At 69.6% G+C, this 26663-nt stretch carries 28 protein-coding genes and 1 pseudogene; 17 read left to right on the forward strand and 12 right to left on the reverse strand.

Annotated features, from left to right (window positions below):
- The first annotated feature begins 93 nt into the window (after positions 1–93).
- From QOZ99_RS10895 to QOZ99_RS10925, 7 genes are all read left to right on the forward strand, one after another.
- Positions 94–570: a TspO/MBR family protein gene (locus QOZ99_RS10895; protein ID WP_306889993.1), complete on the forward strand. Its 477-nt coding sequence runs from the start codon at positions 94–96 to the stop codon at positions 568–570.
- 36 nt (positions 571–606) lie between these two features.
- Positions 607–810, forward strand: coding sequence for a twin transmembrane helix small protein (locus QOZ99_RS10900; protein WP_183188997.1), 204 nt, complete (start codon positions 607–609; stop codon positions 808–810).
- A 24-nt stretch (positions 811–834) separates the two neighbouring features.
- Positions 835–1422, forward strand: coding sequence for a cob(I)yrinic acid a,c-diamide adenosyltransferase (locus QOZ99_RS10905; protein ID WP_306889994.1), 588 nt, complete (start codon positions 835–837; stop codon positions 1420–1422).
- A gap of 8 nt (positions 1423–1430) precedes the next feature.
- Entirely contained in the window at positions 1431–2150 is a 720-nt protein-coding gene (locus QOZ99_RS10910) for a rhomboid family intramembrane serine protease (protein WP_306889995.1), read from the forward strand.
- A gap of 233 nt (positions 2151–2383) precedes the next feature.
- A complete protein-coding gene (locus QOZ99_RS10915) occupies positions 2384–3133 on the forward strand; it encodes an electron transfer flavoprotein subunit beta/FixA family protein (protein ID WP_306889996.1) in 750 nt (249 codons plus the stop codon).
- A 2-nt stretch (positions 3134–3135) separates the two neighbouring features.
- Positions 3136–4080 (forward strand): electron transfer flavoprotein subunit alpha/FixB family protein, encoded by a 945-nt coding sequence (locus QOZ99_RS10920; protein ID WP_306889997.1) that lies wholly within the window; start codon positions 3136–3138, stop codon positions 4078–4080.
- Between the two features lie 51 nt (positions 4081–4131).
- Entirely contained in the window at positions 4132–5013 is an 882-nt protein-coding gene (locus QOZ99_RS10925) for a 3-hydroxybutyryl-CoA dehydrogenase (protein WP_306889998.1), read from the forward strand.
- A gap of 11 nt (positions 5014–5024) precedes the next feature.
- Here QOZ99_RS10925 and QOZ99_RS10930 read toward each other — a convergent pair whose 3' ends face one another.
- The 4 genes from QOZ99_RS10930 to tlpA form a co-directional block, all read right to left on the reverse strand.
- A complete protein-coding gene (locus QOZ99_RS10930) occupies positions 5025–5423 on the reverse strand; it encodes an OsmC family protein (protein WP_306889999.1) in 399 nt (132 codons plus the stop codon).
- A gap of 67 nt (positions 5424–5490) precedes the next feature.
- A complete protein-coding gene (locus QOZ99_RS10935) occupies positions 5491–6474 on the reverse strand; it encodes a DMT family transporter (RefSeq protein ID WP_306890000.1) in 984 nt (327 codons plus the stop codon).
- Between the two features lie 160 nt (positions 6475–6634).
- Positions 6635–7600: an alpha/beta hydrolase gene (locus QOZ99_RS10940; RefSeq protein ID WP_306890001.1), complete on the reverse strand. Its 966-nt coding sequence runs from the start codon at positions 7598–7600 to the stop codon at positions 6635–6637.
- A gap of 47 nt (positions 7601–7647) precedes the next feature.
- Positions 7648–8439: a thiol:disulfide interchange protein TlpA gene (tlpA, locus tag QOZ99_RS10945; protein WP_306890002.1), complete on the reverse strand. Its 792-nt coding sequence runs from the start codon at positions 8437–8439 to the stop codon at positions 7648–7650.
- A gap of 26 nt (positions 8440–8465) precedes the next feature.
- On the opposite strand from tlpA, the gene argH reads away from it, so the two are divergent.
- Together argH and QOZ99_RS10955 are read left to right on the forward strand one after the other, a co-directional pair.
- Positions 8466–9854: an argininosuccinate lyase gene (argH, locus tag QOZ99_RS10950; RefSeq protein WP_306890003.1), complete on the forward strand. Its 1389-nt coding sequence runs from the start codon at positions 8466–8468 to the stop codon at positions 9852–9854.
- 115 nt (positions 9855–9969) lie between these two features.
- Positions 9970–10569 (forward strand): septation protein A, encoded by a 600-nt coding sequence (locus QOZ99_RS10955; RefSeq protein ID WP_306890191.1) that lies wholly within the window; start codon positions 9970–9972, stop codon positions 10567–10569.
- A 90-nt stretch (positions 10570–10659) separates the two neighbouring features.
- Here the strand turns inward: QOZ99_RS10955 and QOZ99_RS10960 are convergent, their stop codons facing one another.
- The 3 genes from QOZ99_RS10960 to QOZ99_RS10970 form a co-directional block, all read right to left on the reverse strand.
- Positions 10660–11706, reverse strand: coding sequence for an aldo/keto reductase (locus QOZ99_RS10960; RefSeq protein ID WP_306890004.1), 1047 nt, complete (start codon positions 11704–11706; stop codon positions 10660–10662).
- 111 nt (positions 11707–11817) lie between these two features.
- Positions 11818–13887 (reverse strand): acyltransferase family protein, encoded by a 2070-nt coding sequence (locus QOZ99_RS10965; RefSeq protein WP_306890005.1) that lies wholly within the window; start codon positions 13885–13887, stop codon positions 11818–11820.
- Positions 13888–14027: 140 nt separating this feature from the next.
- Positions 14028–14762: an arylesterase gene (locus tag QOZ99_RS10970; RefSeq protein ID WP_306890006.1), complete on the reverse strand. Its 735-nt coding sequence runs from the start codon at positions 14760–14762 to the stop codon at positions 14028–14030.
- On the opposite strand from QOZ99_RS10970, the gene QOZ99_RS10975 reads away from it, so the two are divergent.
- The 3 genes from QOZ99_RS10975 to QOZ99_RS10985 all read left to right on the forward strand — a co-directional run bounded on the left by QOZ99_RS10975 (position 14761) and on the right by QOZ99_RS10985 (position 19090).
- Positions 14761–15549, forward strand: coding sequence for an ABC transporter ATP-binding protein (locus tag QOZ99_RS10975; protein ID WP_306890007.1), 789 nt, complete (start codon positions 14761–14763; stop codon positions 15547–15549). The two genes, QOZ99_RS10970 and QOZ99_RS10975, sit on opposite strands and share 2 nt — an antisense overlap.
- Complete coding sequence (locus tag QOZ99_RS10980) at positions 15546–18143, forward strand: ABC transporter permease (protein WP_306890008.1); 2598 nt, start codon at positions 15546–15548, stop codon at positions 18141–18143. The genes QOZ99_RS10975 and QOZ99_RS10980 overlap by 4 nt, the downstream gene beginning before the upstream one ends.
- A gap of 164 nt (positions 18144–18307) precedes the next feature.
- Positions 18308–19090, forward strand: a complete 783-nt coding sequence (locus QOZ99_RS10985) for a Bax inhibitor-1/YccA family protein (protein ID WP_183189014.1) — start codon at positions 18308–18310, stop codon at positions 19088–19090.
- Between the two features lie 89 nt (positions 19091–19179).
- Here the strand turns inward: QOZ99_RS10985 and QOZ99_RS10990 are convergent, their stop codons facing one another.
- Positions 19180–19446: a hypothetical protein gene (locus tag QOZ99_RS10990; protein WP_306890009.1), complete on the reverse strand. Its 267-nt coding sequence runs from the start codon at positions 19444–19446 to the stop codon at positions 19180–19182.
- 205 nt (positions 19447–19651) lie between these two features.
- On the opposite strand from QOZ99_RS10990, the pseudogene QOZ99_RS10995 reads away from it, so the two are divergent.
- The 3 genes and pseudogenes from QOZ99_RS10995 to QOZ99_RS11005 form a co-directional block, all read left to right on the forward strand.
- Positions 19652–20074: pseudogene (locus QOZ99_RS10995) on the forward strand (VOC family protein); the annotation flags it as partial.
- 137 nt (positions 20075–20211) lie between these two features.
- Entirely contained in the window at positions 20212–20571 is a 360-nt protein-coding gene (locus tag QOZ99_RS11000) for a DUF1428 domain-containing protein (RefSeq protein ID WP_306890010.1), read from the forward strand.
- A gap of 200 nt (positions 20572–20771) precedes the next feature.
- Positions 20772–22214, forward strand: coding sequence for an NAD-dependent succinate-semialdehyde dehydrogenase (locus QOZ99_RS11005; protein ID WP_306890011.1), 1443 nt, complete (start codon positions 20772–20774; stop codon positions 22212–22214).
- Positions 22215–22307: 93 nt separating this feature from the next.
- On the opposite strand, the gene QOZ99_RS11010 is transcribed toward QOZ99_RS11005, so the two are convergent.
- A complete protein-coding gene (locus QOZ99_RS11010) occupies positions 22308–22943 on the reverse strand; it encodes a DsbA family protein (protein ID WP_306890012.1) in 636 nt (211 codons plus the stop codon).
- 25 nt (positions 22944–22968) lie between these two features.
- Positions 22969–23700, reverse strand: a complete 732-nt coding sequence (gene rutR / locus QOZ99_RS11015) for an HTH-type transcriptional regulator RutR (RefSeq protein ID WP_306890013.1) — start codon at positions 23698–23700, stop codon at positions 22969–22971.
- A gap of 192 nt (positions 23701–23892) precedes the next feature.
- On the opposite strand from rutR, the gene QOZ99_RS11020 reads away from it, so the two are divergent.
- On the forward strand, positions 23893–24360 hold the full coding sequence (locus tag QOZ99_RS11020) for a cytochrome b (RefSeq protein ID WP_306890014.1): 468 nt from the start codon (positions 23893–23895) through the stop codon (positions 24358–24360).
- 18 nt (positions 24361–24378) lie between these two features.
- Positions 24379–25380 carry an esterase-like activity of phytase family protein gene (locus tag QOZ99_RS11025; RefSeq protein WP_306890015.1) on the forward strand — a complete coding sequence of 334 codons (1002 nt, stop codon included), beginning with the start codon at positions 24379–24381 and terminating at the stop codon, positions 25378–25380.
- Positions 25381–25479: 99 nt separating this feature from the next.
- Here the strand turns inward: QOZ99_RS11025 and QOZ99_RS11030 are convergent, their stop codons facing one another.
- Positions 25480–26106 carry a queuosine precursor transporter gene (locus QOZ99_RS11030; RefSeq protein ID WP_306890016.1) on the reverse strand — a complete coding sequence of 209 codons (627 nt, stop codon included), beginning with the start codon at positions 26104–26106 and terminating at the stop codon, positions 25480–25482.
- Between the two features lie 5 nt (positions 26107–26111).
- On the reverse strand, positions 26112–26408 hold the full coding sequence (gene rpmB / locus QOZ99_RS11035) for a 50S ribosomal protein L28 (RefSeq protein WP_306890017.1): 297 nt from the start codon (positions 26406–26408) through the stop codon (positions 26112–26114).
- Positions 26409–26663: the final 255 nt, after the last annotated feature.

Here is a 26663-nt window from a genome sequence, read left to right on the forward strand (position 1 = left end):
ATTCGCGCCGGAGGTGATCCGACCGGACGTCTCGGCCACTATAAGCAGTCGAATCAGCCGCTGCCGCGGCCTTGATCGCGCAGGGAGGCCCCGATGAAGACATTGTCCTTCTTCCGTCTCGTCGTCGCCGTCGGCGTGTGCCTGGCGGTCGGCGCGCTGGGCTCGCTGGCTACCACGCCGAAGATCCCGACCTGGTATGCGAGCCTCGCCAAGCCGTCCTTCACGCCGCCCGACGCCGCGTTCCCCATCGTCTGGACCACGCTCTACGTGCTGATGGCGGTGGCGCTGTGGCGGCTCTGGCAGCTTCACGCGCCCTCGCCCGAACGGCGGACGGCGATCGCGCTGTGGATCGTCCAGCTGGCGCTCAACGCCGTGTGGTCGCCCGTTTTCTTCGGCATGGAGGCGATCGGGGCGGGACTGGCGATCATCCTGGCTCTGTGGCTGGCCATTGCCGCCACGATCTGGGCGGCAGCGCGGATCGACCGTATCGCGGCCTGGCTGCTGGTGCCCTATCTCGTCTGGGTGTCCTATGCGACCGTGTTGAATGCTGCCATTGTCGTGATGAACTGAATGCCGGCCTCGCGCCGCGCTCGCCGGAGATAAACGATGGATCTCGTCACCATCGCCAAATTCGTGGTCCTGCCCATCGCGCTCGGCGCGGTCGCGGTCGTTCTCGTGCTCGGCCTCGCCAACATGGCGCGGGGCGGCTCGCCCCAGCGCTCGCAGAAGCTGATGCAGTGGCGCGTGCTGCTGCAGGCGGTGGCGCTCGGCTGCGTGCTCGTCACCATCTTCCTCATGAACCGGGGCTGAGGCCGCAGGGGACGCGCATCCGCCATGGTGGTGCTCAACCGCATCTATACCCGCACCGGCGACGACGGCACGACCGCGCTCGGCACCGGCGAGCGCCGCGTCAAGCACGACCTGCGGATCGCCGCCTATGGCACGGTGGACGAGACCAATGCCGCCATCGGCGTGGCGCGGCTGCATACCGGCGCGCTGGCCGATATCGATGGCGTGCTCGCGCGGGTGCAGAACGACCTGTTCGATCTCGGCGCCGACCTCGCCACCCCCGATGACGGCGTCGATCGCGGCTATGAGCCGCTGCGCATCGTCGCGCGCCAGGTGGATCGGCTGGAGCACGACATCGACATGCTCAACAAGCCGCTCAGGCCGCTGCGCTCCTTCGTGCTCCCGGCCGGCACGCCGGCCGCGGCGCACCTGCATGTGGCGCGCACCGTGTGCCGGCGTGCCGAGCGGCTGGTGGTCGAGCTGGCGCAGGCGCCCGGCGAGACCGTCTCGGCGGCGGCGGTCCGCTACCTCAACCGGCTGTCCGACCTGCTCTTCGTCATGAGCCGCGCCGCCAATGCCCGCGAGGGCGGCGGCGACGTCCTGTGGGTGCCGGCGGCCGGGCGCGAGGGGTAGGGCGCGCCATGCTGCTGCCTATCAATGACGACAACCCGCTGGAAGGCATCACCCACGCCTATGTCACCTGGGCGCTGATCGCCGCCAATGTGATCATCTTCGTGCTGGTGCAGCACGGCTACCGCGCGGAGATCGACATCGCCTCGGCCTTCGGCTTCGGCGCCATCCCGGCCGTCGTCACCCATGCCGCGGTGCTGCCGGCCGAATATGCCCGCCTGCCGGCCGAACTGACCCTCGTCACCTACATGTTCCTGCACGGCGGCTGGATGCATCTGGCCGGCAACATGGCCTTCCTCTGGGTGTTCGGCGACAATGTCGAGGATGCGCTCGGCCATGCCCGCTTCCTCGCCTTCTATCTCATCTGCGGGGTGGTCGGCGGGCTCGCCTATGCCTATGCGGTGCCGGATTCGGCGGCGCCGCTGGTGGGCGCCTCGGCGGGCATATCCGGGCTGGTCGGCGCCTATCTGATGCTGCACCCCAATGTGCGCATCTGGGTGCTGGTGTTCCTGCGCGTGCCGCTGCGCATTCCCGCCATCTGGCCGCTCGGCGCGTGGATCGCCTTCCAGCTGTGGAGCGTCATCGGCTCGGGCGATCAGGATACCGCCTGGTGGGCGCATATTGGCGGGCTGCTCACCGGTGCGGTGCTCATCGTCGTCATGCGGCGCAAGGGCGTGCCGCTCTGGGTGCTGACGCGCGACGGCACCCCCGAGCAACACCCGCCGATCTGATGGCGCCGGCGCGCTTCCCCACGTTGACAGGCCCTTGGGCGATCCATAGTTTCGCCCCCGCTTTCCGCAGGCCGATGCCGGGCCGTGTCGTCCGTGCGGGGCGCTGAACCGCGGCGCCCTCACCGGGTGCCGCGTGCAGTCCCCGCCGGTGCCCTCCGGCCCCATCGCATCGCCTTCCTCGACTTGCTGCTGCCGCGACGGCCCCGACATCGCGTCGGGCGGGAGATGTGGTGATGAAGATCCTTGTGCCCGTGAAGCGGGTGGTCGACTACAACGTCAAGATCCGCGTCAGGCCGGATGGCTCGGGCGTCGAGCTTGCCAACGTCAAGATGTCGATGAACCCGTTCGACGAGATCGCCATCGAGGAGGCGCTGCGGCTCAAGGAAGCCGGCAAGGCCACCGAGGTGATCGCCGTCTCCATCGGGCCGGTGAAGACCGACGAGACCATCCGCACCGCGCTCGCCATGGGTGCCGATCGCGGCATCTGGGTGAAGACGGAGGAAGCCGGCATCGAGCCGCTCACCGTCGCCAAGATCCTGCGCAAAATCGTCGAGGCGGAAGGCCCCGGCCTCGTCATCCTCGGCAAGCAGGCGATCGACGACGACGCCAACCAGACCGGGCAGATGCTCTCCGCCCTGCTCGGCTGGCCGCAGGCGACCTTCGCCTCGAAGGTGGTGGTGGGCGAGGGCAAGATCGACGTGACGCGCGAGATCGACGGCGGCCTGCAGACGCTGGAGCTGGCGCTGCCGGCGGTGCTGACCACCGACCTGCGTCTCAACGAGCCGCGCTATGCCAGCCTGCCCAACATCATGAAGGCGAAGAAGAAGCCGATCGAGGAAAAGCCGGCGGCCGATCTCGGCATCGACCTCGCCCCCCGCCTCGACGTGCTTTCCACGCTGGAACCCACCGGCCGCACCGCCGGCAAGAAGGTGGGCTCTGTCGCCGAACTGGTCGGCGATCTCAAGCAGGCGGGAGTGATCTGACCATGGCGACGCTGCTTTTTGCCGAACATGACGATGCGAGCCTGAACCCCGTCACCGCCCGCGCGCTGACCGCGGCGCGCGCGCTGGGCGCGCCGGTGCATGTGCTCGTGGTGGGCGAGAATGCACGTCCCGCCGCCGAGGCCGCCGCCCGGCTCGAGGGCGTGGCCGAAGTGCTGCTCGCCGACGCGCCGGTCTATGCGCACCGCCTCGCCGAGCCGGTGGCGAGCCTGGGCGTCGCGCTCGCGGGCGAGTATGACGCGCTCATTGCGCCTTCCACCGCCGTGTGGAAGAGCGTGCTGCCGCGCATCGCCGCGCTGATCGATGTGATGCAGGTGTCCGACGCCATCGCCGTCATCGCGCCCGATATTTTCGAGCGGCCGATCTATGCCGGCAACGCCATCCAGCGCGTGCGCGTGCGCGACGCCAGGAAGGTGGTGACCATCCGCACCGCCGCCTTCGCCGCGACGGGCGAGGGCGGGGCGGCGCCGATCCGCGCGATCACCCCGGCGGATGCTCCGGCCGGCACGCTTTTCGTCGGCGAGCAGATCGCCGCCAGCGAGCGCCCGGACCTGACCGCGGCGCGCATCATCGTCTCGGGCGGGCGGGCCGTCGGCTCGGCGGAGAACTTCGCCAAGGTCATCGAGCCGCTGGCCGACGCGCTGGGCGCGGCGGTCGGGGCCTCGCGCGCCGCGGTGGATGCCGGCTACGCGCCGAATGACTGGCAGGTCGGCCAGACCGGCAAGGTGGTGGCGCCCGACCTTTATGTCGCGGTGGGCATTTCCGGCGCCATCCAGCATCTGGCCGGCATGAAGGATTCCAAGGTCATCGTCGCTATCAACAAGGACGAGGACGCGCCGATCTTCTCCGTGGCCGATTTCGGCCTGGTCGGCGACCTGTTCCAGCTGGTGCCGGAACTGACGGCGGAAATTGCTAAGGCGAAAGCCTGAGAGCCTTTATACTGAGCACCGAGCCGTCAGCAGGGGCAGGACAACGTGGCCATGGGTTTCGAGATCAAGCGCGTCGGCATTATCGGCGCCGGCCAGATGGGCAACGGGATCGCGCATGTGTGCGCGCTTGCCGGCTACGATGTCGTGCTCAACGACCTGGAGAAGGACCGCCTCAAGTCGAGCCTCGCCACCATCAACGGCAACATGTCCCGCCAGGTTGGCAAGGGGCTGTATTCGGATGAGGAGAAGCAGGCCGCGCTCGGGCGCATCCACGGCACCGACCAGACGGCCGACCTCTCCGAGGTCGATCTGGTGATCGAGGCGGCGGTGGAGAAGGAGGAGATCAAGCGCAGGATCTTCGCCGCGGTCTGCCCGTTCCTCAAGCCCGAGGCGATCCTCGCCACCAACACGTCGTCCATCTCGATCACCCGGCTCGCCGCCTCGACCGACCGGCCGGAGCGCTTCATCGGCATTCACTTCATGAACCCCGTGCCGCTCATGCAGCTCGTCGAGCTGGTGCGCGGCATCGCCACCGAGGACGAGACCTTCGAGCTCTCCAAGGCCTTCGTCACCCGGCTCGGCAAGACCTATGCGGTGTCGGAGGATTTCCCGGCTTTCATGGTCAACCGCATCCTGCTGCCGATGATCAACGAGGCGATCTACACGCTCTATGAGGGCGTGGGCTCGGTCGACGCCATCGACACCGCCATGCGGCTCGGCGCCAACCACCCGATGGGCCCGCTGCAGCTCGCCGATTTCATCGGGCTGGATACCTGCCTGTCCATCATGCAGGTGCTGCACGAGGGGCTGGCCGATTCGAAGTATCGCCCGTGCCCGCTGCTGGTGAAATATGTCGAGGCCGGCTGGCTGGGGCGCAAGACCCAGCGCGGCTTCTATGATTATCGCGGCGAGAAGCCGGTGCCGACGCGCTGAGGGTTTCCCTCTCAGGCCGTCAGGAAATCGACGGCCAAACCTCGCGCGACCGAATTGCTCACCGTGGAATCCTGCCGCGCCCGCTCGACCAGAGCGCCGATATCGCTCGCCGGATCGACGGGCACCACCTCAACCCGCACCAGGGCGCGGGTCGCCAGCAGTGGCGCGCCCGCAAGCGTCAACTCGACGCCGACGTCGATCGATTCGATCGCGATCCCCATCTCCTGCGCGACATAGTGGAGGTCGTTGCAGAGGCATCCGCCGATGGCGAGCGCCAGCAACTCCCCGCCATTGAAGCCAAGCCCGGTGCCGCCGGCACGCCCCTCGGCCCGGTCGACCACCAGCGTATGCGCGCCGGCCCAACCCAGCGCCGCGCCCGTGCCGCCGATGCTGCGCAGCTGAACCTGCATCCTTGCCATCGCGAGGGGTCTCCGTGAAGCGCATGGATGCTCTCAGGGCCGTGGCGGCTTTGCAAGCCTATCGCATCCCGCGCCCCACCCAGCGCGCCGGCCGCCCGTCGATCGCCGCCAGCCCCAGCGCGATGAGCGCGAAGCCGGCCAGTTCGCGCGGCTCCAGCGCCTCGCCCAGGAACAGCGCGCCGAGCAGGATGGCGCTCACCGGCACGAGGAAGGTGACGAGCGAGATGTTGGTCGCGCCGTTGCGCGCGAGAATGCGGAAATACAGGATATAGGCGATGCCGGTGGAGAGCACGCCCAGCCCCATCAGCGCCGCCAGCACATGCGGGGAGGGCAGCGGCCGCGTCCAGGGCTGGTCGATCGCGAGCGCGAGGGGCGCGAGCAGCACGCTTGAGGCGGCGAGTTGCAGCATGGCGACGCCGATCGGCGGCAGGTGGCGGAAGCGCCGGCCATAGACCGCGGCGAAACCATAGGACACGGTCGCGCCGATGGCCGCCAGCTGGGCCGGCAATTGATGGCCGCCGAGCTGGCCGATCAGCGCCGGCCCCATCATGACCGCCACGCCGGCAAAGCCCAGCACCACGCCGGCCAGCTTGCCGGCGGTGAACTTCTCGTCGCGGGTGAAGGCCTGCGCCACCAGCACGGTGAAGAGCGGCGTGGCGGCGTTGAGGATCGAGGACAGGCCGCTGGGAATATGCTGCTGCGACCAGGCGATGAGGCCGAAGGGAATGATATTGGCGATCACCGCCATGATCAGGAATTCGCCGATCAGGCGGCGGTTGAGCGGCACGTGCACGCCGCCGATCCGGGCGATGACGAACAGCGCCGCGGTGCCGATGGACACCCGCCCCAGCACCATGGTGAGCGGGGATATCTCCTGCACCGCCACCTTGCCGAAGAAGAACGAGCCGCCCCAGATCAGCGACAGCAGCACCAGCGCCCCCCAGTCGCCGGCCGCCATGGGTAGCGGCGTCGACAGCGGCGTCCTCGCGCCCGCCACCGAGGGCGGAGAGCCGGGACGGGCGGCGGATGGGGAGGCGGACATGCAACGCTCCTGCGCGAACGCGGCCACTCCGCACGGGACGGGCGAGCGGCGGATGGGACCCGCCGCCCCGCCCAATCGGCCGATGACCGCGGCGGGCGAGCCGGCTCGCGCAGGGTCATACGTCCTCGCGCGGCGTTCGCCTACCCGATTTCGCCGGGTTTCAGCCGTGCGAGGTCGCGGGATGAGCCAGCCACGCGGCGTACCAGCGCGGCCAGTCGGCGCTGGGGGTGCCGGGCCGGCCCATGCCGAAGCCGTGCCCGCCGGAGGGGAGCCTGTGCAGTTCCACCGGCACGCCGGCGCCTTCACAGGCGCGAGCTATGAGCGGGGCCTGCCGGGGATCGCTGACCGGGTCGTCCGCCGCCTGCACCAGAAAGCTCGGGGGAAAGGCGGGCGTGACATAGGTCTCCGCCGACCAGCGCGCCGCCTCCCCGGGCGAAGGGTGGCGACCGGCCAGCAGGCGCTGCGTCGAGGTCGGCGTCAGGTCCGGGGAAAGGCTCAGCACGGGATAGATGAAGGCGGCGAAATCCGCGCTTCCCACCGTCGCATCGGTGGCATCCACCGGGGGATAGTCGCCCATCGGCGCGGCGCCGGCGGTGAGCGCCAGCAGATGCGCGCCGGCGGAAAAGCCGAGCAGGCCGACGCGGGTGGGCGCGGTCCCGCTCGCGCCGGCCCGGATGAGCCGCAGCGCGCGGCGCGCATCCTGCAACGGCGCGGCCGCCGCCGCCTTCCAGCCCTCGCCCGGCAGGCGATAATCGAGCACGGCGGCGGCGATACCCCGCCCGGCGAGCCAGCGTGCGGCCGGCAGCGCCTCGTTTCCGTCCTCGATCCGCCGGTAGCCGCCGCCGGAGGCGATGAGGATCACCGTGTCGGTCGGCCGGTCCGGGTGGAACAGCGTCAGGCTGGGGCGGGCGATGGTGCGCCGGGCGTCGCGCGGGCCGCTCGCGACCGCGCCCCGCGGGCCGCCGCCGCCGGGAGGCGTGCCGGGCCACAGCGGGAGCACCGCGTCGGGCGCGCGGCCGGGCGCGCGGCAGGGAGCGGAGGCCGGCGCATCCGCCCGGCTCGTGCCGGTGGCAAGCGCGCCCAGCAGAGGTGCCCCGAGGAGGGCGAGGAGGTTCCGGCGGTTCACCACGGCCTCCCCTCGGCGCGGAACGCGTCGCCCGAGGCTCGAACGCGCTATAGCCCCGCCGGCGCGCGGCGGGCCGCCTCGATCAGCGCCACCGCGTCCGGGCTCGCCCATTCCGCCGGCCCGGCAATATGGCCGATCTCGCAGCCCTGCGCGTCGATCAGCATGGTGGTCGGCAGCCCGAAGCCGCGCCCCACCGCGCGCAGGTCCTGGAAGGCCTGCGCCTTGGGGTCGGTATAGAGCGCCAGATGCCGGATGCCGGTCTCGTCCATGAAGGTCTTCGGCTTTTCGGGATTGCGCTGGTCGATATTGATGGCGATCACCGCGAAACCGGGCAGCGCCGTTGCATCCTTGCCGGTCGCCGTCGTGGCGCCGAGCGTGCCCTGCAATTCGTCGAGCGCGGGCATTTCCTTGCGACAGGGCACGCACCAGGTGGCCCAGATGTTGACCAGTTTCAGCCCGTCGCCCCCCACTTTGGACAGGCTGCTCGGCGTGCCGTCGGGGGCGAGGAAGGCGAGATCGGGAATGCGGGTCGGTTTGAGTGTCGGGGCGAAGGCGGCGAGTTCGCCCTTGGCGAGATCGGCGATGCGGCGGCCGGTGTCGCTGGCGGCGGTGCAGGCGGCATCGCCCCCGCGCGCGGCTATGGTGGCCTCTTCCGGGGCTGCCGGCGCCTCGTGCTGCGCAACGGCGTTGCGCCCCCCGCCCCCGATCCCGTATACGCCTGCCAGCCCGGCAGCGGCGCCGAGCACAAGCGCGGCCGCCACGATGAGGGCGAACCGGCCCTTGGCGCGCGCCGTGCCCCGCCCTTCGGGGGGCGTCGCATCCTCAGGTCGTTCGGTCATGGCCGTCCTCGCGGAGAAAAGTCAGCATGAGCAACAAGATGTGGGGCGGCCGTTTCGAGACCGGCCCCGACGCGATCATGGAGGAGATAAACGCCTCCATCGGTTTCGACCAGCGCCTCTATGCGCAGGACATTGCGGGGTCGAAGGCGCATGCCTCGATGCTCGCGGCGAAGGGGATCATCGACAAGGCTGATGCCGAAAAGATCGTCGCCGGTCTAGACACGATCCTGTCAGAGATCGACGCGGGCGATTTCACCTTCCAGCGCGCGCTGGAAGACATTCACATGAACATCGAATCGCGCCTCGCCGTGCTGCTCGGCCCGGCGGCCGGCCGGCTGCATACCGCCCGTTCGCGCAACGACCAGGTGGCGACCGATTTCCGGCTCTATGTCCGGGACACGATCGACACGCTCGACGCCCAGTTCAAGGACCTGCAGAAGGCGCTGGTGGAGAAGGCGCTGGTGCATTCCGGCACGGTCATGCCGGGCTTTACCCATCTGCAGACCGCCCAGCCCGTGACATTCGGCCACCACCTGCTCGCCTATGTCGAGATGCTCGGGCGTGATCGCGGCCGGTTCCGGGACGCCCGCGCGCGGCTGAACGAATGCCCGCTCGGCGCGGCGGCGCTGGCCGGTACCTCCTTCCCGATCGACCGCTTCGCCACGGCGAAGGCGCTGGGATTCGACCGGCCGACCGCCAACTCGCTCGATTCGGTGTCCGATCGCGATTTCGTGCTGGAGACGCTGGCGGCGGCCTCGATCGCGGCCATGCATCTCTCGCGCTTCGCGGAGGAAATCGTCATCTGGACCTCGCCCCTCACCGGGCTGCTCAAGCTCTCGGATCGCTTCACCACTGGCTCCTCGATCATGCCGCAGAAGCGCAACCCGGACGCGGCCGAACTGGTGCGCGCCAAGATCGGCCGCATCGCCGGCGCGTTCTCCGGGCTGCTGATGGTAATGAAGGGCCTCGCGCTCGCCTATGCCAAGGACATGCAGGAAGACAAGGAAGGCGCGTTCGACGCGCTCTCCACCCTCTCGCTGATGATCGCCGCCACCAGCGGCATGGTGCGCGACATGGTGCCGGACGAGAAGCGCATGAAGGACGCCGCGGGCTCGGGCTATTCCACCGCCACCGACCTCGCGGACTGGCTGGTGCGCGTGCTCGGCCTGCCGTTCCGCGAGGCACACCATGTCACCGGCCGCATCGTCGCGCTGGCGGCGGGCCGCGACGTGGCGCTGCACAAGCTGTCGCTGGCCGACATGCAAGAGGTGGAGCCACGCATCACCAATGAGGTATTCGGCGTGCTCTCGGTGGCGAAATCCGTGGCGAGCCGCGTCTCCTATGGCGGCACCGCGCCGAAGAATGTCCGCGCGCAGGCCAAGCGCTGGCTGAAGCAACTGGACAAGCCCGCCTGAGGGGCGTCCCCTTGCGCCGACCTCAAGGAGCCATGCCGCGATGACGAGCCCCGAGACGATGAAGCCGGACAGGACCGCGACCGACAGGACCGCGACCAACAGGACAGGGTCGGACATGATCCGGCCCGAGGCCGGCGATGCCGGGACCCGGGTCCTGCGCCGCCTGCACCCGGTGACGAAGTTCGCGCTGGAGATGGGCCCGCTCGCCGTGTTCTTCATCGCCAATGCCAAGGGCGGCATCTATGCGGCGACCGGCGCCTTCATGCTGGCGACGCTGATCGCGCTGGCGGCCATGTGGTATCTCGCGCGCAAGATCGCGGTGATGCCGCTGGTGTCGGCGGGAGTGGTGCTGGTGTTCGGCACGCTCACCCTCGTGCTGCAGGACGATCACTTCATCAAGATGAAGCCGACCATGGTCAACGCCCTGTTCGGCATCGCGCTGCTCGGCGGGCTGGCGTTCAACAAGCCGCTGCTGCCTTATGTGCTCGGCGACGTGTTCGAACTGACCGATGAGGGCTGGCGCGTCCTCACCATCCGCTGGGGCGTGTTCTTTCTCGTCATGGCTGTGGTGAACGAGATCGTCTGGCGCAGCGTGTCGACCGATGCCTGGGTGGCGTTCAAGACCTTCGGCTACCTGCCGCTGACCTTCATCTTCGCCATGGCGCAGATGCCGCTGATGACGCGCCACGGCATCGCGCCGGGCGCCGAGAAATAGGCCGCGGGAAACAGGCCCCGGGAAACAGGCCCCGGACAATGGCCGGCGGGATGCTCATCCCGCCGGGCGTGCGTGCCGCCGGCTCCGGCGCTACGGGCAGGGATTGCCGCGCAGCTGGTGCACTGCGTCGATCTTCGCCTCGATTTCCGGCGTGATCGCCACATCGATGGCGTCGATATCGGTGGCGAGCTGCGCCATCGAAGTGGCGCCGATGATGACCGAGGTCATGAACGGGCGCGACAGGCAGAAGGCGATGGCCATCTGCGCGGGGTCGAGCCCCTCCTCGCGGGCAATAGTGAGATAGTCGTCGATCGCCGCTTCCGCGCCCGGCTTCTGGTAGCGCTGGCCGCGATCGAACAGCGTCGAGCGCGCGCCGGGCGGGCGGGCGCCCTTCTGGTACTTGCCGGTGAGAAAACCCTGCGCCAGCGGGGAATAGGCGAGCAGGCCGACCGCCTCGCGCAGGCTCACCTCGGCGAGCGCGGTCTCGAAGGTGCGGTTCAGCAGGTGATAGGCGTTCTGGATCGAGGCGACGCGCGGCGCGCCCGAGCGCTCGGCCTCCGCGAGGTAGCGCATCGTGCCCCAGGCGCTCTCGTTGGAGAGGCCGACATGGCGCACCTTGCCCTCCCGCACCAGCTCGGCGAAGACATCGAGCGTCTCGGCAATCGGCGTCTCCTCGCCCGGTGCCGATGTCCAGCGGGTGGGGTTGGAGCCGAACTCCGCCATGGGCCGGCCGGGCCAGTGCAACTGGTAGAGGTCGATATAGTCGGTCTGCAGGCGCCGGAGGCTCTTCTCGACCGCCTCGCGGATCTGCCCGCGTGTCGGGCGGGCGGGCGCGCCGTCGTCGCGGAACCAGGTCATTTCGGACAGGCCGCAGACCTTGGTGGCAAGGATCACCTTGTCGCGGGTGCCGCGCGCCTTGAGCCACGAGCCGATGACCCGCTCGGTGGAGCCCTGCGTCTCGGGCTTGGGCGGGATCGAGTAAAGTTCGGCGGTGTCGAGGAAGTTGATGCCGCGGTCCAGCGCATAGTCCAGCTGCGCATGGCCTTCGGCTTCGGTGTTCTGCTGGCCGAAGGTCATGGTGCCGAGACAGATGGCGCTGACCTCCAGGCCGGTGCGGCCGAGCGGGCGATAATGCATGGCGATGTATCGGGTTTTCGAGGGGAGGGGGTGGGTTGAGGATAGGCGCCGCACGCCCGGCGGGCAAGATGCCGGGCGGGATGTGGGGCGTTCGTCAGGGAGGGGATATGTTCAATTCCGCGCCGTCGCCTGTTCGATCCGGGTGAGGGCCGCCGTCAGGCTGGTCTCGACAAAGCGCGCGCCATAGAGCGAGAGGTGGTTATTGTCGAAATAATAGCTGCCGTTGCGGTCGCCCCAGAGATACACGCCGTTCTGCTGGAACAGGTCCTTGAACGACAGCACCCAGACATTGGCGCCGGCGAGCCGGGACAGCACGGCGCTGGCGAAGCCATGCGCCGCCGTGTCGGCCGCCACGCTCTGCGACGTCTCCCGCACCGCCTGTTCGAACTGCTCGGGTGACACTCCGCCGCTGCGGCCGAGATAGACCGCCTGGCGCAGCACCTTCTGCGGGAAGGCGGGCTGTTCGGGAACCTGGTCGATCAGCACGACGGTGACGCCGAGATCGGCATAGGCCCGGACGGTGCGCGGGATGAAGCGGGCGAACACCGCCTTCGAGCCCGCAAGCGTCGGCCCGCCGGGCGCGCCGCCATCCGGCGGGCGGGCCTCCGGTGGGGCGCTGTCCGGCGGCAGCATGGAGGCGCTGTCCGGCGGCCCCTCGCTCAGGCTGTTGAGGTAGTAGGACCACGCCGAGACCAGCACCACCATGTCGTAGCCGCCGGCCTTGACCGTTTCATATTGCTGACGGGCGAAGGGCTCGCACACGCCCGCCCCGAACGCGGCGCCGCGCACCGTGACGCCGAGGAAAGGCGGGCAGCTGGCGAGACCCATCCACGAGACCGCGTCGGTCCTGCCGATCTGCGCGAAGGCCGGCAGGAGGATGTGCGCGTGGCTGTCGCCGATCACGAGGATGCGCCGCCGGGGGTTTTCCGGCGTGAAGATGGGGCACAGGATCGCTTTGCGCGGCGCCCCGGGCTTCAGCCCGTCCGGCCAGCAATCCTGGCCCAGTTCGTTGCCCTTCAGCGTGTCGAGCAGCATCGCCTCGCGGCTGCCGGGCGCGGGGATGGGGAAGCGCTCCGGCAGGCCGCCGGTGAGACTGCCATAGAGGCCCAGCGCGACGAACACCGTCCCCACCGCGCAGGAGGCGACGAGCACGCGCCGGCCCGGCAGCCAGGGGAGCGGCCCGCGACGGAACGGCTGCTCGACAAAACGCCAGCTCAGATAGGCGAGCACCAGCGACAGCGCCGCCAATCCCAGCAGCAACGCTTCCGGGGGAGCTGCCAGCGCGCGGATGCGGGCGAAGGCGAAGAGCGGCTGGTGCCAGAGATAGGCGCTGTAACTGATGAGGCCGATGCCGACCAGAGGCGGCAGCGAGAGCAGCCGCGCCGTCCATGTGCCCTGCCGGGCATAGAGGATGATCAGCGCCGCCCCGCCCACGGGGGCCAGCGCGTAGAGGCTCGGGAAGGGTGTCTTGCCGTCGAAGCGGAAGATCGCGAACAGGATGAGCGCCAGCCCGGCGGCACCCAGCGCGTCATTGCCGCGCGGCGCCCGCCACGTCATCCGCATGGCGCAGAGCGAACCGGCCAGCAACTCCCACACGCGGAACGGGGTGAGGTAGAAATTGGCACTCGGCGCATGGCGCCAGCCCCATTCGGTCAGCGCCAGGCTGGCGAGCGCCGTTGCCACCGTCGCCCAGAACAGCGCCTTCTTGCCGAAGCGCCACAGCAGGAAGAGGCAGACCGGCGCGAACAGGTAATACTGCTCCTCGACGGCAAGGCTCCAGGTGTGCAGCAGCGGCTTGAGTTCGGCCGGCGCGGAGAAATAGCCGTCCTCGCGCCAGAACACGAAATTGGAGACGAAAAACACGACGGAGACGATGCTGCGGCCGAAATCGCGCAGCTCCAGCGGCCCCATCCACGCCCAGGCGAAGGGCAGGCACGCCGCCATGACCAGGAACAGCGCCGGACAGATGCGCCGCGCCCGCCGCTCGTAGAAGGTGAGGATCGAGAACTGCCCGCGCTCAAGGTCGGCGATGAGGATGGTGGTGATGAGATAGCCGGAAATGACGAAGAAGATGTCGACGCCGACAAAGCCGCCGCTGAACACGCTCACCCCGGCGTGGAACAGGATGACCGGCAGCACGGCCACGGCCCGGAGTCCGTCGATTTCGCTTCTGTACTTCATCGAGCCCCGGATCGATCGCCGCGATCGGGGGAGCCGCGGCACGGCGGGCGCCGTCCCCCGGCGCGAGCGATATCGGACGCCTCCGGCCTTGTCGAGCGCGGGCGGGCCACACCCGAGGGCCGCATTGTCGCCCGTCCGCGTCAGCCGTCCTTGCGCGCCTTGAGCTGCGCGAGGAAGGCCTCGACCGCCGGCTGGATCCGCGCGACGATCACGTCCACCCCCTGGGCCGTGGGATGCAGGCCGTCCGGCTGGACGAGGTTGGGGTGGCCGGCCACGCCGTCGAGGAAGAACGGGTAGAGCGGCACGTCGTATTTGGCCGCCAGCCGGCCATAGATCCCGTTGAACCGCTCGCCATAGGCCTGCCCCAGATTGGGCGGTGCCAGCATGCCGGCCAGCAGCACGGGAATGCCGCGCGCCTTCAGCCGCGCCAGAAGGGCGTCGAGCGACGTCTCGGGGATGGAAGGATCGAGCCCGCGCAGCGCGTCATTGGCGCCGAGTTCAAGGATCACCCCGTCGGTGCCATCCGGCACCGACCAGTCGAGCCGGGCCAGCCCGGCGCTGGTCGTGTCGCCGGAAACCCCGGCATTCTCGATCAAAACATCGTGTCCCGCCTGCGTCAGCGCGGCCTGCAGCCGGGCCGGAAAGGACTGGTTGGCCGGCAGGCCATAGCCCGCCGTAAGGCTGTCGCCAAAGGCCACGAGCCGCAGCGGCGCGGCCTGCGCGGGTGCTGCAAGGGCGAACAGGCCGATGAGCGCGAGCGCGAGCAGCCGCGCCCAATGAGGCCGGGCGGCCTTTCCCGATCGATGTGCGCCGCCATATGGTGCAGGCACGGGGGGCCGGACGGTCACGTTGCCGAGGAACGCACACAAAGACATGCAGCCGAACTCCAATAGCTTGCCGGCACCGGGCCCTCTGGCCAATCCGCCCGCCATCCGCCTCGACAGGGTCGAACTCTCCCTCGGCGCCGGCGCGGCGCGTGTCCACATCCTCAAAAGCATATCTCTCGCCATTGGCCAAGGTGAGGCGGTGGGACTGGTCGGCCCCTCGGGCTCGGGCAAGTCGAGCCTGCTGATGGTGCTCGCGGGGCTTGAGCGGGCCGATGGCGGCTCGGTGCACGTGGCGGGGGAGGAGCTCACCCGGCTCGACGAGGACGCGCTGGCGCGCTTTCGCGGCCGCCATGTCGGCATCGTCTTCCAGGCCTTCCATCTCATCCCGACCATGACGGCGATCGAGAATGTCGCCATCCCGCTGGAACTGGCCGGGCGGGCGGACGCCTTCGCGCGCGCCGCCGCCGAACTCGCCGCGGTCGGCCTCGGCCACCGGCAGGGTCACTATCCCGCCCAGCTCTCGGGTGGTGAGCAGCAGCGCGTGGCGGTGGCCCGCGCGCTGGCTCCCGAGCCGCGCATCCTGGTTGCCGACGAGCCGACCGGCAATCTGGACGAGGCGACGGGCAAGCAGATCATGGACCTCCTGTTCGCCGCCCAGGCGCGGCGGGGGGCGACGCTGGTCATCGTCACGCATGATCCGGCCCTGGCCCGGCGCTGCGACCGCACGGTGCGGCTGCGCTCGGGCCAGATCGAGCCGGATGCGGCGCAATCGGGCGCATCCGCGGACCTGCCGGCTGACGCGCTGGCGGATATCCCGGCGGGAGTGTCGGCATGACGCTGGCGGCGACGTCTTCCCCGGCCGGCGCGGTGCGTGCCGGTGCCGGGCTGCGGTTCCGTCTGGCGCTGGCCCTGCGTTTCGCCCTGCGTGAACTGCGCGGCGGGGTGCGCGGCTTCGGCGTGTTTCTCGGCTGCCTGGCGCTGGGCGTGGCGGCGATTGCCGGCGTTGGCTCCTTCTCGCGTGCGCTCACCGACGGGCTCGCCCGCGAGGGCACGGCGCTGCTCGGCGGTGACGCGGCCTTTTCGCTGGTGCAGCGGCAGGCGAGCCCGGACGAACTCCGGCTGCTCGCCGCCGGCGGGCGGGTTTCCACCATCGCCACGCTGCGCGCCATGGCGCGGGCGGGGGAGGGGGACAAGCTCGAATCCACGCTGGTCGAGCTGAAGGCGGTGGACGGCGCCTACCCCATGGTCGGCACGCTGGAGACGGCCCCGCCGCAGCCACTTGGCGAGGCGCTGGCCGAGCGGGACGGCGCCTATGGCGCGCTGGCCGACCCCGCGCTGGCCGACCGGCTGGGGCTGAAGCTGGGCGACCGCTTCCAGCTGGGCGAGGCGAACCTGCGGCTCGCCGGCCTGATCGAGCGCGAGCCGGACGCGCTCGCCACCGGCTTCGGCTTCGGCCCGCGCCTGCTGGTCTCGCTCGCCGGGCTCGATGCGGCGAAGCTGATCCAGCCCGGCAGCCTGGCGCGCTGGACGTACCGCGTGAGGCTCGCCGATCCCGGCCGGCTCGCGGCCTTTGTCGAGGGGGTGAAGACGGCGGCGCCCGATGCCGGCTTCGAGGTGCGCACGCGCGAGGCGGCGGCGCCGCGTCTGGAAGACAATGTCAAGCGCTTCACCCAGTACCTGACCCTTGTCGGCCTCACCGCCCTGCTGGTCGGCGGGGTAGGCGTCGCCAATGCGGTGAAAAGCCATCTCGACGCCAAGCGCGCGGTGATCGCCACCTTCAAGAGCCTCGGCGCGCCGGGCGGCACGGTATTCGCCATCTATCTCGTCGAGGTCGGGCTGATCGCCACCATGGGCATCGCCATCGGCCTCGTGGTGGGGGCGGTGCTGCCCTTTCTCATTGCCGGCGCTTTCGGCTACCTGCTGCCGGTGCCGATCGAGCCCGGCCTGCAGCCGGCGGCGCTGGCGCTGGCGCTCGGCTATGGCGGGCTGATCGCGCTGGCCTTCGCGCTCTGGCCGCTGGGCATGACCCATGACGTGCCGGTCTCGGCGCTGTTCCGCGACGATGTGGAGACCGCCCGCCGCCGGCCGCGCCGCATCTACGTGATCCTGACCGCGCTCGCCATCGCCGCGCTGGCGGGGCTGGCCATCGCCGCCTCGCAGGAGCGGCGGATCGCGGTCTATTACCTGATCGCCGCCGCCAGCGTGCTGGTGACGCTGCGCCTCGTCGGGCTCGGCATCATGGCGGTGGCGCGCCGGCTGCCGCGCCCGCGCTCCACCGTGGCGCGGCTGGCGCTGGCCAATATTCATCGCCCGGCGGCGCTGACGCCGACCGTCGTGCTCTCGCTCGGCCTCGGCCTCACCCTTTTGGTGTCGCTCGCGCTGATCGACCGCAGCCTGACGCGCGAACTCACCGGCCGGCTGCCGGCGGCGGCGCCGAGCTTCTTCTTTCTCGACATCGACAGCGGCGCGAGCGAGCGCTTCGCCGATTTTCTCAGGGCGCACGCGCCCGAGGGCAAGGTCGAGATCGTGCCGATGCTGCGCGGCCGGCTGATCACGCTCGGCGACCGGCCGGTGGAGAGCATAACCCCGCCGCCGGAATTCGCCTGGGTGCTCTCTTCCGATCGCGGCATCACCTATTCGCAAGCCCTGCCCGAGGGGTCCAGCGTCACCGCCGGCGCGTGGTGGCCGGCCGATTATGCCGGCCCGCCGCTGGTCTCCTTCGAGGGCGAGATCGCCGATGCGTTCGGGCTCAAGGTCGGCGACAGCGTCAGCGTCAACGTGCTCGGCCGGCCGATCACCGCGCGGATCGCCAATCTGCGCAAGGTGGAGTGGGATCGGCTCGCCATCAACTTCGTCATGGTGTTCTCGCCCAACACCTTCGCGGGCGCGCCGCACACCTCGCTCGCCACGCTCGCCTTTCCCGGCGGGGGCGACGCGGCCGGCGAGCGCAGCATTGCCCGCGCGGTGGCCGGCGAATTTCCCGCGGTGACGGCGGTGCGGGTGAAGGAGGCGCTGGCGCAGTTCAGCGACATCGCCTCCAAGCTCATCCTGGCGATCCGCGGCGCCAGCCTCGTCACGCTGCTCTCCAGCGTGCTGGTGCTGGCGGGGGCGCTGGCGGCGGGCCAGCACCACCGGGTCTATGACGCGGTGATCCTGAAGACGCTCGGCGCCACCCGCGCGCGGCTGATCGGCGCCTATGCGCTGGAATATGCCGCGCTGGGGCTGGTGACGGCGCTGGTGGCGGTGGGGGCGGGGGCGATCGCGGCCTTCGTCGTCGTCACCCGTGTGATGAACCTGCCCTTCGCCTGGTCCTCCGGCGCGGCGCTGGGGGCGGTGGCGGCCGCGCTGGTGCTCACGGTCGGCTTCGGGCTGATCGGCACATGGCGGGCGCTGGGCCAGAAGCCGGCGCGCATCCTGCGCAACCTGTAAGAGCGGGATGGCTTCCGTCCCGGCGACGGCGCCGCGTGGATCCTGTCGCAAACTTCACTTGCGGCGGGGCGGGGCGGCCCTCATATTCCAGGTGAAATTCCGTTTGCCGCCGCGCCTCCCGGCCGGCGGCGGGAATGCCGGAAACCGGGGAAAAGGGTTCGACCATGTCCGACTTCAACCGCAACGCTTCCGTGCCGCGCTTCGGAGCCGGCGCGGCACGGTCGCAGGCCGAGCTCGACCAGGGCCTGCGCACCTACATGCTGCGCGTCTACAATTACATGACGCTCGGCCTCGCCATCACCGGCGCGGCGGCGCTGGGCATCTACATGCTCGCCGTCTCCAGCGTGCCGACCGCGGCCGCCATCGCGCCGGGCCTCTACCTCACCGATCTCGGCGTGGCGCTGTTCATGAGCCCGCTGCGCTGGGTGGTGATCTTCGCTCCCTTCGCGGCGCTGCTCTTCCTCAATTTCCGCGTCGACCGCATGAGCGTGGGTGCCGCGCAGGGCGTGTTCTGGATCTACGCCGCGCTGATCGGCGTGTCGCTGTCGTCCATCTTCCTCGTCTACACCCATGACAGCGTCGTGCGGGTGTTCTTCATCACCGCCGCGGCCTTCGGCGCGCTCAGCCTCTACGGCTACACGACCACGCGCAGCCTCTCGGCGATGGGCTCGTTCCTGGTCATGGGCCTGTTCGGCCTGATCATCGCGATGGTGGTGAACATCTTCCTCGCCTCGACCATGATGCAGTTCGTCATCTCGGTCGCCGGCGTGCTGATCTTCTCCGGCCTCACCGCCTATGACACGCAGCGCATCAAGGAAATGTACTTCGCCGGCGACGACGACGTGGTGGCCGGCCGCAAGGCGATCATGGGCGCGCTGACCCTCTATCTCGACTTCATCAACCTCTTCGTCATGCTGCTGCAGCTGTTCGGCAACCGCAACAACTGAGCGGCCCGACGAAACGACGAAACGGACAAGCCCTGGCGCGAGCCGGGGCTTTTCTTTTGGCCGGCCGGGCCCACTCCGCGTGGTGCCGTCTACCAGCGCAGGTTCTGCTCCAGCCAGTGGTTCACCTCCCGGAACCCCATGCCGCGATAGGGCTTGCGCAGCAGCACGACGTAGAGGCTCTCCCCGTTCTCGACCAGTTCGCGCAGCCGGAAGAACAGTTCCTCGTCGGTCTCGTCCGTCATGACGGCATAGGCCGCCGGCCCGAGCTGGGTCCACGACATCTGCCGGAGCTCCGCGATCAGCCGTTGCGTCCGCCGGGGGTCGGCCAGTTCGAAGGTCACGAGATAGGCTGCCATGCGCGTCCCTTGGCGTGGTTGGCAATCCGGGCGGCCTTGCGCGCGGCGCCCGCCACCGCGCCGTTGCCGCCGCTACGTCATTTTCATCGCGCGACGGCTTGTCCCCGCCCGCCAGCGCCCTTTATCGCCTCAAAACAGGCTGCGGCGAAAGAGGCGCGCAGGCGATACGGACGGGCAGCGAAACGAACGTTAGGGAAGGGATGCCATGAACGCTTCGACACGGATGATCTTCGTCAACCTGCCCGTGGCCGAGCTAGCCCGCTCGGTGGCCTTCTACGAGGCGATGGGCGCGACGCGGAACCCGCATTTCTCCGACGAGAGCGCCGCCTGCATGGTGCTGTCGGAGGCGATCTACGTGATGCTGCTCACCCATCCGCGCTTCTCCCAGTTCACCCCCCGGCCCGTCGCCGACGCGCGCGCCACCAGCCAGGTGCTGCTCGCGCTCTCGCAGGAGAACCGCGCGGCGGTGGATGCCGTCATCGACCGGGCGGTGGCCGCCGGCGGCATGGCCGATCCCGCGCCGAAGGAGGATTTCGGCTTCATGTACAGCCGCAGCCTCGAGGATCCGGACGGCCATATCTGGGAGTCGGTCTGGATGGACCCGGAAGCCGCCGCGCAGGGGACCGGCCAGGCCGGTCAGGTCGGTGCGGAAGGCGCCGCCAGCGCGGCCACGAGCGGGGATGGTAACGGAAAACCTTCCGGCTACGACGCCGCCTCGTGACGCGTGGCGCACCATCGCGCATGGCTGACCGACAGGAGCACAGGATGAGCTATATCGACGGATTCATCGTCGCCGTGCCCACCGCCAACCAGGAAGCCTACCGCGTCATGGCGGAGAAGGCCGCCGTCATCTTCCGCGACCATGGAGCGCTGCGGCTGGTGGAATGCTGGGGCGACGACGTGCCCGACGGCGACGTCACCGATTTCCGCCGCGCCGTGCAGGCGACGCCCGAGGAGACGGTGGTGTTCTCCTGGATCGTCTGGCCGTCCAGGCAGGTGCGCGATGCCGGCATGAAGGCGTTCATGGACGACCCGCGCATGAAGGACATGACCGACATGCCGTTCGACGGCCAGCGCATGATCTTCGGCGGCTTCACCCCGCTGGTCGATAGCGGGGCGGAATAGACGGGGCCCGCCCGGCGCCGGCCCGGGGGTGCGAGGGGAGGGCGGAGGGCTGCGCGCTTCCATCTCGCGCGGCGACCGACAGCGCGAGCGGGCCACATGCGGTGTGATCACATGGGCGTTGTCGCGCCCATGCGCGGGCGGTAGATAGCCTTCACGCGGCATCGGCCATGAGGGCCGGCGCCGAAGAAGGAGCAGGGCTCATGAACTGGTCGGATTTCAAGCGCGAGGCGAATTTCATCGACGGCGAATGGCAGGGCGCCGATAGCGGCGCCACCATCGACGTCACCAATCCCGCGACCGGCGAGGTGATCGGCACCGTGCCCAATGCCGGCCGCGCCGAGACCGTGCGCGCCATCGCGGCGGCCGACCGGGCGTTCGAGAGCTTCTCCCGCACCACGGCGGACGAGCGCGCCAAGCTGCTGCGCCGCCTGCATGCCGCCATCATGGATAACCAGCGCGCGCTGGCCGAACTGCTCACCGTCGAGCAGGGCAAGCCGCTGGCCGAATCCATGGGCGAGGTGGGGGCCAGCGCGGCCTATGTGCTGTGGTTCGCCGAGGAAGCCCGCCGGGCCTATGGCGATGTCATCCCCTCGCCCTGGGGCGAGCGGCGCATCCTCGCCATCAAGCAGCCGGTCGGCGTGGTCGCGGCCATCACGCCGTGGAACTTTCCGTCCTCCATGCTGGCGCGCAAGATCGGCCCGGCTCTGGCCACCGGCTGCACCTCGGTGGTGAAGCCGGCGACGCAGACCCCCTATTCCGGCCTTGCCTGGGGCGTGCTGGCCGAACAGGCCGGCTATCCCGCCGGCGTGGTCAACATCCTCACCGGCTCGGCTTCCGCGATTGGCGGCGAGATGACGGCGAACCCGATCGTGCGCAAGATCACCTTCACCGGCTCCACGCCGATCGGCAAGATCCTGCTGAAGCAGGCCGCCGACACGGTCAAGCGCGTGTCGATGGAACTGGGCGGCAATGCGCCCTTCATCGTCTTCGACGACGCCGACCTCGACAAGGCGGTGGAAGGCGCGCTGGCTTCCAAGTACCGCAATTCGGGCCAGACCTGCGTCTGTGCCAACCGCTTCTATGCGCAGGCCGTCATCTATGACGCCTTTGTCGAGAAGCTGGCCGCCGCCTCGGCCACGCTCAAGGTGGGCTCCGGCCTTGAGGAGGGCGTCACCCAGGGCCCGCTGATCGACGACAAGGCGATCGCCAAGACCGAGAGCTTCATCGCCGACGCGCTCGCCAAGGGCGGCAGGGTCGTCGCGGGGGGCAAGCGCCACGCGCTCGGCGGCCAGTTCTTCGAGCCGACCGTGATCGCCGACGCGACATCTGAGATGAACTTCTCCCGCGAGGAGATCTTCGGCCCGATCGCGCCGGTGTTCCGCTTCGAGACCGATGACGAGGCGGTGCGGCTGGCCAACGACACCGAGTTCGGCCTCGCCTGCTATTTCTACACAAGCAACCTTTCCCGCGCCTTCCGCGTCACCGAGGCGCTGCGCTACGGCCAGGTCGGGGTGAATGCCGGCGTCATCACCACCGAGGTCGCCCCGTTCGGGGGCGTCAAGGAATCCGGCCTCGGTCGCGAGGGCTCGAAATACGGGCTCGATGAATATCTCGACGTCAAATATGTCTGCCTCGGTCTCTGACCGACGCTGACGCATCCGCCGCCGTCGCGGGGTCGGTCCCCGCGGCGGCCTTGCGGCCGGGCCGCGAGCCGGGCCGCCCCCCGCCGGAGGGCGCTACTTGTCCGCCGCGCGCTGGCGGGCATCCGACACGACGTCCTTGAACCCTTGCAGGTCGAGCGCCGCGGCCACCTTGAACGGGCCGATCAGGTAGACCGGCGTGCCCGGCAGTTCCAGCGCCAGCGCCTGTTCGTTGTTGCGCTTGAGCAGCCCGCCAATGTCGCCGGCATGAGCCTTGAGATCGATGGAGAGGCGCTTGCGATCGATCCCGGCGCCCGCCAGCGCCGCCATCATCCGCTCCGTGGACGAACGCCCGGGCAGTTCCATCAGCGTCCGGTGGGCGATCTCGTATTTGTCCTGGTAGCGCGCGGCGAGCGCCAACTGGGCGGCGACGACGGAAGCTTCCGACAGGATCGGCCAGTCCTTGTAGACGAGGCGGATATTGCCGTCCTCGCGCAGCAGCCGCGCCAGCGCGGGCGAGGCCTTGCGGCAATAGCCGCAATTATAGTCGAAGAAGGCGACGATGGTGACGTCGCCCTTGGCATTGCCACCATTCGGCGCGTCGGGATCGAACAGCAGCGCCTCGACATCGAGCGTGCGGGTGCCGAGCTGCTGGGTGTTGACCGCCGGAACGGCGAAGAAGGTTGCCAGCGACACGCCGGCGGCGGAACGCAGAAAGCCTCGGCGGTGCATGAGCGAGCGTCCCCTGAACGGCGCTTCAGTCGGGCGAGCGTACACGCAGGCCGTCGAGGATGATGCGCTGGATATTACGTACAGCCTCCTCGGCAAAGGCCTCGTCGTCCAGCCCTGTTTCCAGCAGCGCATCGATCTGTGCCGCGAAATCCGCATAATGCTGCGTCGTGGCCCAGATGGCGAAGATCAGGTGGCGCGGATCGACCGGGGCGAGCCGGCCGGACTCGGTCCAGGCGCGGATCACCTCCGCCTTGGCGTCGACCAGTTCCTTGAGCGATGTCTCCAACTCCCGGCGCAGCAGCGGGGCGCCGCGCACGATCTCCAGGCAGAACAGCCGCGAGGCTTCCGGGTGGGCGCGCGAGAACATGATCTTGCGCCTTATATACTCGCCAATGGCCTTCGCCGGGTCGCTGTCGCGCTCCAGCGCGCGCAGGGGCGCCAGCCACTCGTCGAGCAGCCGGCTGAGCACCGCGACATAGACCTCCTCCTTGGAGGCGAAATAGTAGAACAGGTTGGTCTTGGAGACGGCGGCCTGTTCGGCGATCTGCTCGACCGTGGTGCCGTGCAGTCCGAGCCGCGAGAACAGGCCGAGCGCGGCATCGAGGATGGCGGTGCGCTTGGCCTCCACCTGCCGGGCCCGGCGGGGCGTGCGCGGCGTGGCCGAGCGCGAGCTTTTCCGGCCGGCGGGCGGTTCGGCGGCCCCCTCCGGCGGCGGGGGCGCCGCCGCCATGCGGTCCGATGATGCAGCGCGCGCCACAAGCGTCTCCTGACCCCTCGCGTTTCGATGCCGTCCCGCGCGACATCCGGGCCGGCGCGGGTGCACAAGTTTTGGCCATGCCCGAAACCGGCGCATGCCGCGTCCCATGACCCGTGACATGGCACGGAAGTCGTTTGCACCGCAATATGCCGCCGCCCACCCTGTCGCGATTCGCCGAGCCGGAGCCTGCCCATGACCGATCGCTACGACCGCATCGCCCGCCTGCTGCACTGGGCCGTCGCCGGGCTGGTACTGGTGCAGTTCGCGACCGGCTGGAGCTGGGGGTTTTTCGATCGCGGCACGGAGCCGCGCTTCTATCTGTTCCGCTTCCATCTCTATTCCGGCTACGGGGTGCTGGCGCTGGCCGTGCTGCGCATCGCCTGGCGCCTGACCCACCGCGCCCCGGCGCTGCCCGAAGGCCTGTCGCGCGTTACGCAGATCGTCGCCCATGCCACGCATGGCCTGCTCTATCTCGCCATCCTGGTGCAGCCCCTTCTCGGCGCCCTCACCGTGACCGCGCTCGGCAAGCAGCTGGGCACCGGGCCGGTACATGTCGTGCTGGCCTATCTCATCGCCGGCCTCGTCGCGCTGCATGTGGCGGCGGCGCTATGGCACCACTTCATCCGCCGCGACGGGCTCGTGCGGCGCATGCTCCCCTGACGCGAAGCGACATCCGACATGCCGATCCCCTTCCGCCGTTCCCTCGCCATTCTCCTTCTGCTCGCCGCGCCGGCCGCCGCCCGCGCGCAGGCGGTGCCGATCGAGATCCATGCAACGCCGATCGAGCGCTTCCTGCCCACCGGCACCGACCGCCTCGGGCCGCTAGAATTTCGCGGCGGGCTGGTGCTGACGTCCCCCGCGCGCGATTTCGGCGGGCTGTCGGGCCTCGTTCTGGATGCGGACGGGCAGGGAATGGCCGCCGTTACCGATCGCGGCTTCTGGCTGACGGGGCGGATCGCAGCGGAGGGTGATCGGCCAACCGGCATCCACGCGGCGTTCCTCGCGCCGCTCCGGGCGGCCGGCGGGGGCGAATTGCGGCGGCAGGGGCGCGGCGACATCGAATCGCTTGCGCGGGTTCCCGGCGGCTTCCTCGCCGGCATCGAGCATGCCCAGGAAGTCTGGTCGTTCGCGGGGGACGATCCGCTGCGCGCGACCGGCCGGCGCCTTCTCGCGGATCCGCAACTGGCGACGCTCGGCGGCAATGAAAGCCTGGAGGCGCTGCTCGCCCCGCCGGCGGGAACGCCGGGTGCGCCGGCCCCGCTGATCATCATCGCCGAGGAAAGCCCGAGCGATCCCGCCGTGCTGCCGGGCTTCCTGTTCGGCCCGCTGGACAGGCCCGCGCCGCTCGGCGCATTCGCGGTGGAGCGCATCGACGGCTTCTCCGCCACCGATGCCGCGCTGTCCGATGATGGACGGGTCTATCTGCTGGAGCGCCGCTTCGACATGCTGCGCGGCGTGTTCATGCGCATCCGCCGCTTCCCGCTCGCCGATATCCGGCCCGGCGCGCTTATTCGCGGCGAGGTGCTGATCGAGGCCAGCGGCACCGCGGCGATCGACAATATGGAGGGGATCGCGCTGCACCGGAACGCGGCGGGCGAGCTGATCCTCACCCTGCTGTCCGACGACAATTTCTCCCCGCTCCAGCGCACTTTGCTGCTGCGTTTCGCGGTGATGGAGTGACCGGACAAATATCGGCGGGAGAATGTCGGGGCAAGCGAGGCGGGAAGACGCGGCCAGAACGGCGCGTGGCCAGACCCGCGCACGGGCGGCGTCAGAAGATCAGCGCGCCGAACCCTGGGCGCTCGCGCCGCTCCACGGCTTCAGCCAGCCCATCAAGGCGCCGTAAGGCACGAGGGCGAGCAGCGCGCAGCCGGCCTTCACCAGGAAATCGAAGAAGGCGAGGCCCACCCACAGCGGCACGGTGATGCCGGTGGACGCGTAGGTGACGGAGAAGGACATGTCCGCGTCGCCGGCGAAGGCGAGGGAGAAGAACAGCACGGTGTCGAGCGCCGAGCCGAACAGGCTGCCGGCGAGCGGCGCCTGCCACCAGCTGAGGCGGCGCAGCCTGTTGAAGACCGTGATGTCGAGCAGCTGGCCGACCAGGAAGGCCGAGCCCGAGGCCAGCGCGATGCGCGGCGTCGCCAGCGCGATCGACAGCACCACGGCGAGAGCGAACCCGAAATACACCACTTTCCGCGCCACGGCGGGGCCGAAGCGGCGGTTGGTCAGGTCATTGACGAGAAAGGCGATCGGATAGGTGAACGCACCCCAGGTCAGCACCTCGGCAAGGCCGAACTGCTGTACCGGGTATTGCACCAGCACGTTGGACGCCGCCACCACCGTCATCATGGCGATGACGGGAGCGGCCAGCCGGAAAACCGTAATCTTCGTGCCGGCGACGTTCATCGCACTCAAGCGGCGGCGGCGGCGACGGTCGCCTTGGCCACGGCGCGCTTCAGATCGGCGGCCTTGGGCGACAGGTCGTCCATGCTGGCCTTGATCAGGAACGCATCGAGCCCGCCGCGGTGATCGACGGTCTTGAGGGCATTGGCGCTCACGCGCAGCTTCACCGACCGCTTCAGCAGATCGCTGGTGAGCGTGACGTTCACCAGGTTCGGCAGAAACCGCCGACGGGTCTTGCGGTTGGAGTGGCTCACGAGATTGCCGGTCAGAACCGCCTTCCCGGTAAGTTCGCACCGACGCGACATCGTGGACTTCCTTCACGTTTCATGCCGTTGCGCCGCAGGCCACGAGGGCAGCCTGACGATCCCGCATGCGGCATCTGTCAAATTAGGAGTGCGCTCCTATAAGGGCACCCCCAAGCCCCGTCAAGGCCGCCGTCACACCGCAGCGCCGCTTTGCGCCGCCGGCTATCGGCTTCGTGAGCGCGCGAGTCACAGTTCCGCCGACTTCCGCCGCCATCGAAAGGTGCGATAAAAGGCGGTTCGGATGCAATCCGGGCG

It is taken from the genome of Ancylobacter amanitiformis, assembly GCF_030814815.1.
Classification (GTDB): domain Bacteria; phylum Pseudomonadota; class Alphaproteobacteria; order Rhizobiales; family Xanthobacteraceae; genus Ancylobacter; species Ancylobacter amanitiformis.

Bases quoted from the DNA above. Each gene is read 5' to 3' on its own strand.
- QOZ99_RS10895 (WP_306889993.1), top strand. From the start codon at position 94: ATGAAGACATTGTCCTTCTTCCGTCTCGTCGTCGCCGTCGGCGTGTGC.
- QOZ99_RS10900 (WP_183188997.1), top strand. From the start codon at position 607: ATGGATCTCGTCACCATCGCCAAATTCGTGGTCCTGCCCATCGCGCTC.
- QOZ99_RS10905 (WP_306889994.1), top strand. From the start codon at position 835: ATGGTGGTGCTCAACCGCATCTATACCCGCACCGGCGACGACGGCACG.
- QOZ99_RS10910 (WP_306889995.1), top strand. From the start codon at position 1,431: ATGCTGCTGCCTATCAATGACGACAACCCGCTGGAAGGCATCACCCAC.
- QOZ99_RS10915 (WP_306889996.1), top strand. From the start codon at position 2,384: ATGAAGATCCTTGTGCCCGTGAAGCGGGTGGTCGACTACAACGTCAAG.
- QOZ99_RS10920 (WP_306889997.1), top strand. From the start codon at position 3,136: ATGGCGACGCTGCTTTTTGCCGAACATGACGATGCGAGCCTGAACCCC.
- QOZ99_RS10925 (WP_306889998.1), top strand. From the start codon at position 4,132: ATGGGTTTCGAGATCAAGCGCGTCGGCATTATCGGCGCCGGCCAGATG.
- QOZ99_RS10930 (WP_306889999.1), bottom strand. From the start codon at position 5,423: ATGCAGGTTCAGCTGCGCAGCATCGGCGGCACGGGCGCGGCGCTGGGT.
- QOZ99_RS10935 (WP_306890000.1), bottom strand. From the start codon at position 6,474: ATGTCCGCCTCCCCATCCGCCGCCCGTCCCGGCTCTCCGCCCTCGGTG.
- tlpA (WP_306890002.1), bottom strand. From the start codon at position 8,439: ATGACCGAACGACCTGAGGATGCGACGCCCCCCGAAGGGCGGGGCACG.
- argH (WP_306890003.1), top strand. From the start codon at position 8,466: ATGAGCAACAAGATGTGGGGCGGCCGTTTCGAGACCGGCCCCGACGCG.
- QOZ99_RS10955 (WP_306890191.1), top strand. From the start codon at position 9,970: ATGATCCGGCCCGAGGCCGGCGATGCCGGGACCCGGGTCCTGCGCCGC.
- QOZ99_RS10960 (WP_306890004.1), bottom strand. From the start codon at position 11,706: ATGCATTATCGCCCGCTCGGCCGCACCGGCCTGGAGGTCAGCGCCATC.
- QOZ99_RS10965 (WP_306890005.1), bottom strand. From the start codon at position 13,887: ATGAAGTACAGAAGCGAAATCGACGGACTCCGGGCCGTGGCCGTGCTG.
- QOZ99_RS10975 (WP_306890007.1), top strand. From the start codon at position 14,761: ATGCAGCCGAACTCCAATAGCTTGCCGGCACCGGGCCCTCTGGCCAAT.
- QOZ99_RS10970 (WP_306890006.1), bottom strand. From the start codon at position 14,762: ATGTCTTTGTGTGCGTTCCTCGGCAACGTGACCGTCCGGCCCCCCGTG.
- QOZ99_RS10980 (WP_306890008.1), top strand. From the start codon at position 15,546: ATGACGCTGGCGGCGACGTCTTCCCCGGCCGGCGCGGTGCGTGCCGGT.
- QOZ99_RS10985 (WP_183189014.1), top strand. From the start codon at position 18,308: ATGTCCGACTTCAACCGCAACGCTTCCGTGCCGCGCTTCGGAGCCGGC.
- QOZ99_RS10990 (WP_306890009.1), bottom strand. From the start codon at position 19,446: ATGGCAGCCTATCTCGTGACCTTCGAACTGGCCGACCCCCGGCGGACG.
- QOZ99_RS11000 (WP_306890010.1), top strand. From the start codon at position 20,212: ATGAGCTATATCGACGGATTCATCGTCGCCGTGCCCACCGCCAACCAG.
- QOZ99_RS11005 (WP_306890011.1), top strand. From the start codon at position 20,772: ATGAACTGGTCGGATTTCAAGCGCGAGGCGAATTTCATCGACGGCGAA.
- QOZ99_RS11010 (WP_306890012.1), bottom strand. From the start codon at position 22,943: ATGCACCGCCGAGGCTTTCTGCGTTCCGCCGCCGGCGTGTCGCTGGCA.
- QOZ99_RS11020 (WP_306890014.1), top strand. From the start codon at position 23,893: ATGACCGATCGCTACGACCGCATCGCCCGCCTGCTGCACTGGGCCGTC.
- QOZ99_RS11025 (WP_306890015.1), top strand. From the start codon at position 24,379: ATGCCGATCCCCTTCCGCCGTTCCCTCGCCATTCTCCTTCTGCTCGCC.
- QOZ99_RS11030 (WP_306890016.1), bottom strand. From the start codon at position 26,106: ATGAACGTCGCCGGCACGAAGATTACGGTTTTCCGGCTGGCCGCTCCC.
- rpmB (WP_306890017.1), bottom strand. From the start codon at position 26,408: ATGTCGCGTCGGTGCGAACTTACCGGGAAGGCGGTTCTGACCGGCAAT.